The following is an 11,205-nucleotide window of genomic DNA, read 5'->3' on the forward strand; positions in this document are numbered from 1 at the left end:
TGTTGTTCAATTAAGTTTTGACTGTGATAATATCTTTAAGGAGAGTAGAGAATTTGGGAGATAATCTGTCCTGTTTCATTTTCCATTGTCGGCCTAAAGACTGTACGCCGAATTTAATTTTATTGTTGCCATAGCTCCGATTCATTTCATCAATTACTTTCATTAAAGGCTCATGTTTAGGGTTTGAAGTGTTAAATAAATTAAGCTGTGTTTCGTTATTTGGTGTTAAGCCCATTACAATTACACCTGCTTTTTTATAGCGATAACCTTTTTTAAAAATAGCTTTAAACCCTTTTTGAGCTGCTGCATTAAGTTCTATCGTAGAATTGGTTGGAAAATCTGTTGTAATTGTAATGCTTCTTGAATAATGAGATTCTTCGTTTTTTATAAAACTAGTCTGTATAAAAACGGTTACCATATTGCAATGACAATTTTGTCTCCTTAATTTTTCGGCACAAGAAGCTGTAAATGTGCTAATTCGCTCTGATATTTCTTCATAAGTAGTATATCTTTTTTCGAAAGATCTAGTTGTAGCAATCATTTTTCGGTCTGATGCTTCCTCTAATTCTAAAGTCGGTTTCCCTTCCAATTCATGTTTTAATCTAAGCCCGACTACAGACATTTCTTTTCTTACCCAAGCATCTGGAAGTTGGGTAAATTCATAAGCTGTATTAATTTTTTTTGCTTTAAGTCTTTTCGCGTGTTTTCTCCCAATTCCCCAAACATCTTCAATTTTAGCCCATTTTAAGGCTTTGATTCTTTTTTCTTCAGAATCGATGCAATAAACATTTTGTGTGCGATCAGCAAATTTTCGAGCAATTTTATTCGCCATTTTGGCTAAGGCTTTGGTAGGTGCAAAACCTACACTTACGGGAATACCTGTTCCTTGTGTGACCTCTTTGCGTATTTTTAATCCAAGTGTATTCAGATCAAATAAATCGTAACCCGAGAATTTTAAAAAAGCTTCGTCTATACTGTAAATTTCAATTTCAGGCGTATAAGTTCGCAGGAGATTCATTACCCGATTACTCATATCTCCATAGAGCGGATAATTTGAAGAATAAACAAAAATATTCTTTTCCTTAAAAATAGATTCGTATTTAAAGGCAGGAATTGCCATTGGTATACCCAGAGCTTTAGCTTCATCAGAACGTGAAATAACACAGCCATCATTGTTAGAAAGGATAACGATAGGTTTTCCTCTTAAATGCGGTTCAAATACTCTTTGGCAAGAAGCATAAAAATTATTACAATCGACTAAAGCAAACATTTCTAAATGTATTTTTTGTTCTATTTTGTCAGTCTGAGTAAAGTCGAAGACCATGTATGCTATAAAGCGCTTCGACTTTGCTCAGCGTGACATTAAATTCAAAAAGTTTTGATACTATGCGTTACAATTCCCCAGATCACAAAATTATTTTCTGAAGTCACTTTTATAGGTTGATAATCTTCATTTTCGGCAATAAGCCAGATAATCTCTTTCTCTATTCTGATGCGTTTTACGGTAAATTCCCCATCGATCTGACAAACAGCGATTCTATTATTCTGCGGTTCTAGACTTTTATCAATAATCAATAAATCACCGTCATTGATGCCCACATTTTTCATAGAATATCCTTTTACTCTGGCAAAATAAGTGGTGTATTTATGCTTGATTAATTCTTTGTTGAGATCAATAGACAATTCAATAAAATCATCAGCAGGCGAAGGAAAACCAGCGCTGATACCAACGTCAAAAAAAGGCAGTTTTACTTCCGAACTTATATCTGGAGAGTATAGTTCAATTGATTTAGTGGTATTTATATTGCTTAGTTTCGTAATCACATCAAAAAAATAATTCTTTGTACAGAGCAAAATTAGTACAGATTAGAACATTTTTGGTATATTTGCTGTTCCAAATTATAACAAATTAATTATGTCCTTATTTTCAGACAACATCAGAGCATTAAGGGTTAAGCATAAAATATCGCAGGAGAAATTAGCTGAAAGCCTTAGCATTACCAGAGGTAGATACGTAAAATACGAAGATGGAACTTCGGAAGCGCCGTATGACATTTTAAAGAAAATTGCATTATATTTTCATATGAGTATTGACTTGATATTATCTGTCGATATACGTAAAATTGATGTGCAAAATTTGATAAAACTGGAAGGTAACCGACTTATTTTACCCATTCAAGTAGATAGTTTTGGAGAAAATTATATCGAAATTGTATCTCAAAAAGCAAAAGCAGGTTACCTCAACGGATATGCTGATCCGGAATATATTGAAAGTTTACAGCAGATTACCCTTCCGTTTTTAGGCCCTGGAAAACATCGCGGATTTCCTGTTGAGGGAGATTCGATGCCTCCGCACGAAGACGGTTCGATTATTATTGGCCGTTATGTAGAAAAGCTGGGAGAGGTGATGGACGGAAAAACCTATATTCTGATTACCAAAAATGAAGGAATGGTTTATAAGCGCCTGAATAAAAATAAAAAGAACGCTTTGGTTTTAGAATCAGATAACAGCTTTTACCCGAATTATGAAGTGAAAGCGTCTGATATTCTGGAGATTTGGGAATATGAATGCAACATTGGCCGATCTGATAAAAAACAAGAAACGACGGAAACTGGCGAAATGAAAGATTTGCTTTTAGAACTGAAAAGGGAAGTTAGAGAGATTAAGAACAATACTTCGAATGCCTAAAATTTTTCCGCCACGAATTCACGAATTATTTTAAATCAAAATTCGTGAATTCGTGGCGAATAAATTACCACAAAGAAAAATCTTTTTAATCTGTGAAATCTATGGCAAAAAAATCTAAAAAACTTTTGCAAATCCCAAACCATATTGCTGGCCGTTATAAAAAGGCATAATCATAGAAGTCGATTTATTTTCAGAATCTGACTTGAATAACTTTTTAGTGATATACGGATTGATCCAATACGCAATTTTGGTACTCAAAATCCCAATTCCAGCACCAGCAGCAACATCTGTCAGCCAATGGCGGTTGTTGTAAATTCTGAAAAGTCCGGTTCCGGTTGCAACGGCGTAACCTGCAATTCCGTACCAAATCGATTTGTCTTTATATTCTTGATATAAAAATTCGGCACCCATAAATGCCGTTGCAGTATGTCCAGAAGGAAATGAGTTATTCGAACTTCCGTCAGGCCTTTCTTCATGTACGATTGATTTTAAACTCAAAACCGTTGTCGCCATAATGGCGTATGAAGTAACCAATATGACTGAACGATCGCGCATATTATTTTTACCCTTAACACCAAAGGCATTCAAAGCATAAACAGATACTGCAGGCGCGTATTGCGAAAAGTCATCAATTGTGATTTTCTCATCAATGTCTTCAGTCACTTCTTTTTTAATTTGAGAGTTGAAACTCAGAAGTTGATCACTTTCTAGACCAATAACGCCATAGCCAATTAAAACTGACGGAATAATTAATTGTTTGTAACTGAATTTTAAATGATTGGATGTACTGTCAATTTTTGTAATCGAATCATTTTGCTGTGCATTCGCAGAAAAAAAAACGAATAGAAATATGGGGAGAATCGCTTTGTAAAACATTTTCAGTTGTTTTTATATTTTGCAATATTAACGAATGTTGGACCTCAGTATTTTGTACTTAATTGAACCTTAAGTGAATATTAATTAATGACAAAATTCAATTATAAAGATATTATATTTTTTGATATTTTATAAGAATTGTTTTATTTTTTTTAGATAGTCAGAATGAAAATTTTAGACCTTCAACGAAAACCAAAACGTGCTCCCCAATCCCAGATTGCTTTCTACGCCAACGCTTCCGTTTTGAGCCTCAATAAATTCTTTGCTGATCGCCAAACCTAATCCTGTTCCCGATTTTTGGCTTCCCGGAACCTGAAAATATTTATCGAAAACTCTGTCTTTGTATCTTGTGTCAATTCCTTTTCCAGTGTCAATAACTTGAAAAACCATTTGATTGTTTTCTTGTTTTAGTTTAATGAGAATTGTGCTTTTTTCAGACGAATACCGAATCGCATTCGATAAATAATTAATTAAAACCCAGCCGGTTTTTTCTGCATCGGCTTTTACATTTTTCAGGTTTTCATCGGCATCAACAACTAACTGAATCTGTTTTTGATCTGCCTGAATTTTTACTGCTTCTACAGCATATTTCACAATTTCATGCGGATTGCTTTTGCCAATATTCAGCTGAATATTTCCCGTTTCCAATTGTGATAAATTCAGCAATTCGCCTGTAATTTTCAGCAAACGCTGACTGTCATCTTTTATACTTTCAACCAATTGTTTCTGGTCGTCGTTCATATCGCCAGTTTTTTCATTTTCAAGCAATTGAAGACTTAGTTTTATAGATGCAATCGGCGTTTTTAATTCGTGCGAAACGGTGGCAATAAAATTCGTTTTAGCAAAATCCAATTCTTTAAAAAGCGTAATATTTCGCAAAATAATTACATCTCCGATATTGATTTCTTTTTCTTCGCCCGTTGGTGTTATGGTAATATTGTGAATTTCTTTTTCAAAATAACTTTCTTTTCCGTGAGCAAAAATTTTGAGAGGCTGTTTTTTCGGAATTTCAGTTTCTTTCAGGATCAAAGAACGAATCAAATCATTAGAAACCGCCAATTCAGATGCAGGTTTCCCGATAATATCCTCAGATTTCATACCGATAATTTTCAGCGCTTCATCATTCACAAATAAAACAATTCCTTCATGGTCCAAGCCAATAATAGGATCGTTCATATTGTTAATGAGCGTTTCCAGTCGTTTTTTCTCAAAAAGAAGTTTATAGACATTGCTGTCATGATATTCTTCGAGTTTTTGCGCCATTGTATTGAATGATTTCGCAAGATCTCCAAATTCGCTGTGGCTTGTAAAATGAACACGTTCGGAATAATTTTTATTCGCAATTTCCTTGATACTCAGCGTTAATTCCTTAATCGGATTGGCAATATTATTTGGAAGATTAACCAATAAATTAAAAGCAATCAAAAAGCACAAAGAGCCTACAATGGCAATTGATAAATTAGCCGTTTCAGCCGAATGTTTGGCAATGTCGCTTTTCTGTTTGATGGCGTCCAGATTGAGTTTCATAATCGCAAAAATATCCTGACGAATCTGCGTTTTTACAGCTTCATCGGTATTATTTTTTGCTAAAAGGACAAAACTGGCTTTCAGCTTTTCGGTGGCTTGTTTTTCACCTGGTTCTGTAATATTTCGGGTCTGCTTTTCGAGATTTTCCTCAAAATCCTGAATCGTTTTTTTTGACCCAGATTTCATTCCGTCCAAAGCCAAAATCATATTTCGCGAATATTCCAGGGTATTATAATTGGATTTCAGGATATTCTCAGTGTCCTGCTTAATCAGAAAAACCGAATAAGCACTCACTAACGAGAGAATGATGATCATTAAAAATAACAATCCAACACCCAGATTCAATTTGGTTTTAATTCTCATTTTTTAAAAACATTTAATTTCTTTTTTGGGAACCATATAAGTTATATAAGTTCATTTAAATTGCGGACGTGGAGTTTAACCGCAAAGGGTGCAAAGGTTTCGCAAAGCACACAAAGATTAGAGACAAAACTTTGCGCCCTTGCGACTTTGCGTGCAAAAATTCCAGCGAACTTTGCGTAAATCCTTGCGCCCTTTGAGGTTAAATTAAGCAGCCTCGTTTAAATGAACTTATATAACTTATATGGTTTAAAAATTTTTCAAGACAGAATAACAAGATCTACGTTTGACAAAGACAATTTGTTCAGCAAACGTCTAAAAATTGTTGTAGACAAAATTACTTTAAACAAATTAAAATGCGGTTTCCCGATACATACAGTTGTAATTTGTTTTTCTTCTACCGTTTTCAAAATAGCATCCGTAATATTCGAATTTTCAACTTTAATAACTTCCGCTCCCAATTGCACAGCGAGTTTAAAGTTATTAATTAAATGTCTTTGTTTGTCGAGTGCAATTCTATTACTGCTTTCTTTTGGTGTTTCTACATACAAAACATACCAAGATCCGTTGTAATAAGTTGCCAATCGTGCCGCTTTTCTAATGATAATTTTGGCCGTTTTTTCATTACTGCTAATGCAAGCCAACAATTTTTCGTGCCGTAAAGCGTGTAAGTTTGGAACTTCGCTTTCTACTTTTCGAACCACCTGACTGGCGACTTCTTTCAAAGCCAATTCGCGTAATTGAAGAATCTGTTCTGATTTGAAGAAATTTGCCAAAGCGGTCGGAATTTTATCTGCCGTATAAATTTTTCCTTCCTTCAAACGCGCAATCAAATCTTCCGAAGTCAAATCGATATTGACAACTTCATCTGCCAGACGCAGCACGTTGTCGGGAATTCGTTCCTGAACATCAATATTGGTAATCCGTTTTACATCTTCGTTTAAACTCTCAATATGCTGAATATTAACTGCGGAAATCACATTAATTCCAGCATCCAAAATCTCCAGAACATCCTGCCAGCGTTTTTCATTTTTGCTTCCTTCAACATTGGTATGCGCCAATTCATCAACGATAACCACTTCTGGTCTAAGGTTGATGATTGCCTGAACATCGAGTTCTTCGAGTTGTTTTCCTTTATAAAAAATAGTCCGCCTCGGAATAATCGGCAGACCGGCCAATAACTCATGGGTTTCCTTCCGCATATGCGTTTCGATGTAGCCAATTTTGACATCGATTCCGTTTTTCAATAACGAATGCGCTTCCTGAAGCATACGAAAAGTTTTGCCCACACCGGCGCTCATCCCAATGTAGATTTTAAATTTCCCTTTCCGAGATTTCTGAATCAAATCCAGAAAATGCTGTGCGTTATTATTTTCGTTTTCCATGTTTTTTGGTTTAACCATTAAGAGATTTAGGAAGTTAAGTTTTTCTTTGTCCAGAGAGCATTAAGCTTAATGTTCTCTATTCTAGATTAAGGTCAGGTGCTACAACTTAATTCTCTTAATCTCTTAATGGTAAAAAAAATTAATGTTTAGAAAGAAATCGCCAACGAAGTTGTGACGAATGTATTAGTATCTGTTGGCAGATTATTTCTTGTGAAGATTTCATCTTTACTCGAAAGGTTTCTTGCTTCAATTCTAAACATAACATTATCAGTGATTAAGTAATCAAAGTTAGCTGAAAATCCGTAAGTTTTGAAACCGTTTGGAGTTTCAGTTGCGATAATTACCCCTTTTTCATCACTATAATATTCACCACGCGCTGCAAGCTGAATTTTGTCTGTCGGTTTGTACTGCAGAATCAGAACAGGAGCGAACCAAACATCGTATTTCTCACTTCCTTTAGCCGATTGCTGCGAACCAATATCAAATCCAGTTGTTAAATTTACCTTTTCGGCCACTTTAAACTGTCCGTAGAAATTATTAAAGTAACGCCATTTTTTGTCAATATCTGGCTGTTCGTTTCCAATATAAGTGCTCCAGTTCAAAACAATCCGATCAGATGGTTTGTAGGTAACCTGTGTTCCAAAAGCAGGCGTTTGATTGCCGTCAATTTTCTGAATTCTCTGCCAGCCGTTCAAATACATTGCCGCCAAATACCATTTTCCAGAATCAGTTGTATAGCCAATTTTAACTCCCGCTTCGTAATAAGGAGAATTCTCGGCCAAAATGCTTCGGGTTAAATTGGCACAATCTTTCCCGATTGCACTTTCAAAACCAATATGCGAAGGCATAATTCCCGCATCAATCCATAGATCGTGTTTTTGCGAAATCTTCACGCCAACATTGGCTTCATAAACATTTTGCAGCAAATCCTGCTCAGCCGACATATTATATTGTGCATAAGTTCCCGCCATCAGTGCCAAATTCGCTCGGACATTTCCTTTTGAATAATTCATTTTCGCCAAACCTAAATTCAGGTTTACTTCATTGCTTCGATTATAATTATAAAAAAAGCCCGGTTTTGTATGATTCTCTGGTTTCCCAAAATCATAACTGTAATAAGCGTCTATATATCCAGAAAACGTAAACGGACTTTTAGATTCTTCCTGTGCGTGTAAATTGCCAAAACCAAAAGCGATTAAAGCAGTAAGTATTATTTTTTTCATATGTCATTGCGAGGAACGAAGCAATCGTCCTCTTAATTAAATTATTTATAAGTAGATTTTTTAGGAGCTATTTCCCGCTATCCGTTTCAATCTTTTGTGTCTCGTTAAAGAAACGAGACACAAAAGGATTTCCACTACTATCGGGGCTAGGGCATTTGGGGTAAAAAAGGCGTTTAGTATCCTAACAGGTTTTCAAAACCTGTTAGGTATTTAATTTTTAAAGTTTAGTTTTTATCGCCAAAGTTTGTCATTGCGAGGAACGAAGCAACCACATTTGCAAAGTCAACCTTTGCCAAACCCGACAGGTTTTCAAAACCTGTCGGGTTTAAAAACGTACTACTTTAATTGATCCAAAGCCACATTCAACTCCAAAACATTAACCGTTTCAGGACCAACAACAGCCGAATTAATTTTAGACTCCACCAAAGCTTTTACTTTAGCTTCAGCTAATTTTCTTTCCTTGGCAATTCGTTTCACCTGAATCAAAGCGCCTTGTGGAGAAACATTCGGATCTAAACCACTTCCTGAAGCCGTTACCATATCAGCAGGAATATCAGATTTTTTCAAGTACGGGTGAACCAGTAAAAGCGTATCAATTCTTTTTTGAACCAAAGCCAAATATTCAGCATTGCTTGGGCCTTTGTTGCTTCCGGCACTTCCGGCAGCATTATAATCAACCGCTGAAGGTCTTCCCCAGAAATAATTCGATTTGTCGAACTTCTGACCAATTTTTTGATAACCAACTACTTTTCCGTTAACCGAAATCGTTTCTCCTTTTCCTTGATTAGGAGCAATTTGTGCGATTCCGTAAATCGCAAGAGGGTAAATAACTGCTAGTAAGATTAAAGTAACCGCAGTAAGTTTTAGTATAGAAAATATTGTTTTCATTTTTTTGTTTGAGGTTCTAAGGTTCTGAGATGCTGAGGTTCTAAGTTTTGTTCTTAGAAGTGAGTAAGTCATCACCAATATTTTTATTTGAGTTTTTGTGAACCTGACAGGTTTTAAAAACCTGTCAGGTTTAATTTTTATATGAAAAGTGCGACAACTAAATCAATTACTTTAATTCCAATAAAAGGAACAATCAGCCCGCCCAAGCCATAAATCAAAAGATTGCGTTTTAAAATGGCGCTCGCTCCAATCGGGCGGTATTCCACTCCTTTCAGCGCAAGCGGAATCAAAATCGGAATGATAATCGCATTGAAAATTACAGCCGATAAAATGGCACTTTCAGGACTGTGCAAATGCATAATATTCAAACCTTGCAACGCTGGAATCGCAGTAATAAAAAGCGCAGGAACAATTGCAAAGTATTTAGCAACGTCATTGGCAATTGAAAAAGTCGTCAAAGTTCCGCGGGTCATTAAAAGCTGTTTTCCAATTTCGACAATCTCGATTAGTTTCGTTGGGTCATTATCAAGATCGACCATGTTTCCTGCTTCTTTCGCCGCTTGAGTTCCGCTGTTCATCGCAACACCAACATTCGCTTGCGCAAGGGCAGGAGCGTCATTTGTTCCGTCGCCCATCATGGCAACCAAACGTCCTTCGGCCTGTTCTTTTCTGATGTAATTCATTTTATCCTCAGGCTTAGCTTCGGCAATAAAATCATCAACACCTGCTTTTTCAGCGATAAATTTAGCTGTAAGCGGATTATCTCCTGTAACCATTACCGTTTTGATTCCCATTCTGCGCAAGCGCTCAAAACGTTCTTTCATTCCGGTTTTGATGATATCTTGCAATTCGATTACACCTTGAATTTCATTGTTTTTAATGACTACTAAAGGAGTTCCTCCGTTCGATGAAATCGTGATGACTTGTTGAGCAGTATCCTCAGGAAAAGCATTTCCGGCTTGTTCTGCAATATTTCTTGCAGCATCTTGTGCACCTTTTCGAATGTTAGTTCCGTCTTTTAATACGACTCCGGAAGTTCTGGTTTCAGCAGTAAATTTGATGGTGTGTGCGATGTCAGAAGTAGTTTGTAAAGAGCTGGCTTTCGTCTCACTTTTTACATCTATTATTTCACTCAACTCGAGAATACTTTTTCCTTCCGGAGTATCATCTGCAAGTGAACTTAAAACAGCCGATTTTACAAAATCATCAAAAGAAATTCCTTTTGTCGGATAAAAATTGGTTGCTTTTCTATTTCCAATGGTGATGGTACCCGTTTTGTCCAAAAGTAAAACGTCAATATCTCCAGCAGTTTCGACCGCTTTCCCCGATTTTGTAATCACGTTGGCACGCAACGCTCTGTCCATTCCCGCAATACCAATTGCAGAAAGCAAACCTCCAATTGTGGTTGGAATCAAACAAACGAATAACGCAATAAAAGCGGCAATTGTAATAGGAGCGTTGGCATAGTCGGCAAATGGTTTTAGCGTAACGCACACAATTACGAAGATTAAAGTAAAAGCAGCCAACAAAATAGTCAGAGCAATTTCGTTTGGTGTTTTCTGACGGCTTGCACCTTCAACCAAAGCAATCATTTTGTCTAAGAAACTTTCGCCAGGCTCAGAAGTTACCTTTACTTTTATTTTATCAGATAATACTTTTGTCCCTCCTGTAACGGAAGATTTGTCTCCGCCAGCTTCACGAATCACAGGAGCGCTTTCTCCGGTAATGGCACTTTCGTCAATTGTTGCCAGACCTTCGATAATTTCTCCGTCAGCAGCAATTAAATCGCCTGCTTCGCAAATGAAAATATCGTCTCTTTTTAATGCCGAAGAACTTACATTTTTAATTTCTCCGTTTGGCAGAATCTGTCTTGCAGGAGTTTCTTCGCGTGTTTTTCTTAAACTGTCGGCTTGCGCTTTTCCTCTGGCTTCGGCAATGGCTTCGGCGAAATTGGCAAACAAAAGTGTTGCAAACAAAATTAGAAAAACAATGAAATTATAAATAAAACTTCCCTGATCGCTTGCGCCCATTAATATGGAAACACAAACAGCAAACATAATGGCAGTTCCTATTTCTACGGTAAACATTACCGGATTTTTGATCATCATTTTTGGATTCAGCTTCACAAAAGACTGCACTAAGGCTTCTTTTACCTGTTTGCTTTCAAACAATGATGTGGATTTTGTAGTAGTCATTTCTTTATATTATTTAGTTGACTTTTTTAAACACATAGAAACATAGATTTTACTTTGTGGTA

At 36.2% G+C, this 11,205-nt stretch carries 9 protein-coding genes; 1 reads left to right on the forward strand and 8 read right to left on the reverse strand.

All coding sequences use genetic code 11. The features are described from left to right. Positions 1-10 precede the first annotated feature (10 nt). Positions 11-1,270 (reverse strand): Y-family DNA polymerase, encoded by a 1,260-nt coding sequence (locus tag N4T20_RS10055; protein WP_260672872.1) that lies wholly within the window; start codon positions 1,268-1,270, stop codon positions 11-13. Between the two features lie 98 nt (positions 1,271-1,368). After that, the gene (locus tag N4T20_RS10060) at positions 1,369-1,824 is read right to left on the reverse strand and encodes a LexA family protein (RefSeq protein ID WP_260672873.1); all 456 of its coding nucleotides are present in this window, start codon (positions 1,822-1,824) and stop codon (positions 1,369-1,371) included. Between the two features lie 91 nt (positions 1,825-1,915). Here N4T20_RS10060 and N4T20_RS10065 point away from each other — a divergent pair, with 91 nt between their 5' ends. Beyond that, positions 1,916-2,689, forward strand: a complete 774-nt coding sequence (locus tag N4T20_RS10065; protein ID WP_260672874.1) for an XRE family transcriptional regulator — start codon at positions 1,916-1,918, stop codon at positions 2,687-2,689. 114 nt (positions 2,690-2,803) lie between these two features. On the opposite strand, the gene N4T20_RS10070 is transcribed toward N4T20_RS10065, so the two are convergent. From N4T20_RS10070 to kdpB, 6 genes are all read right to left on the reverse strand, one after another. Continuing rightward, complete coding sequence (locus N4T20_RS10070; RefSeq protein ID WP_260672875.1) at positions 2,804-3,565, reverse strand: phosphatase PAP2 family protein; 762 nt, start codon at positions 3,563-3,565, stop codon at positions 2,804-2,806. 174 nt (positions 3,566-3,739) lie between these two features. Further along, positions 3,740-5,455, reverse strand: coding sequence for an ATP-binding protein (locus N4T20_RS10075; RefSeq protein WP_260672876.1), 1,716 nt, complete (start codon positions 5,453-5,455; stop codon positions 3,740-3,742). Positions 5,456-5,712: 257 nt separating this feature from the next. Then, the gene (locus N4T20_RS10080; RefSeq protein ID WP_260672877.1) at positions 5,713-6,837 is read right to left on the reverse strand and encodes a sensor protein KdpD; all 1,125 of its coding nucleotides are present in this window, start codon (positions 6,835-6,837) and stop codon (positions 5,713-5,715) included. Positions 6,838-6,983: 146 nt separating this feature from the next. After that, on the reverse strand, positions 6,984-8,060 hold the full coding sequence (locus N4T20_RS10085) for a porin (RefSeq protein WP_260672878.1): 1,077 nt from the start codon (positions 8,058-8,060) through the stop codon (positions 6,984-6,986). Positions 8,061-8,396: 336 nt separating this feature from the next. Continuing rightward, positions 8,397-8,948: a K(+)-transporting ATPase subunit C gene (locus N4T20_RS10090; RefSeq protein ID WP_260672879.1), complete on the reverse strand. Its 552-nt coding sequence runs from the start codon at positions 8,946-8,948 to the stop codon at positions 8,397-8,399. A gap of 137 nt (positions 8,949-9,085) precedes the next feature. Continuing rightward, complete coding sequence (gene kdpB, locus N4T20_RS10095; protein WP_260672880.1) at positions 9,086-11,143, reverse strand: potassium-transporting ATPase subunit KdpB; 2,058 nt, start codon at positions 11,141-11,143, stop codon at positions 9,086-9,088. Positions 11,144-11,205: the final 62 nt, after the last annotated feature.

This window comes from Flavobacterium sp. TR2 (genome assembly GCF_025252405.1).
Taxonomy (GTDB): domain Bacteria; phylum Bacteroidota; class Bacteroidia; order Flavobacteriales; family Flavobacteriaceae; genus Flavobacterium.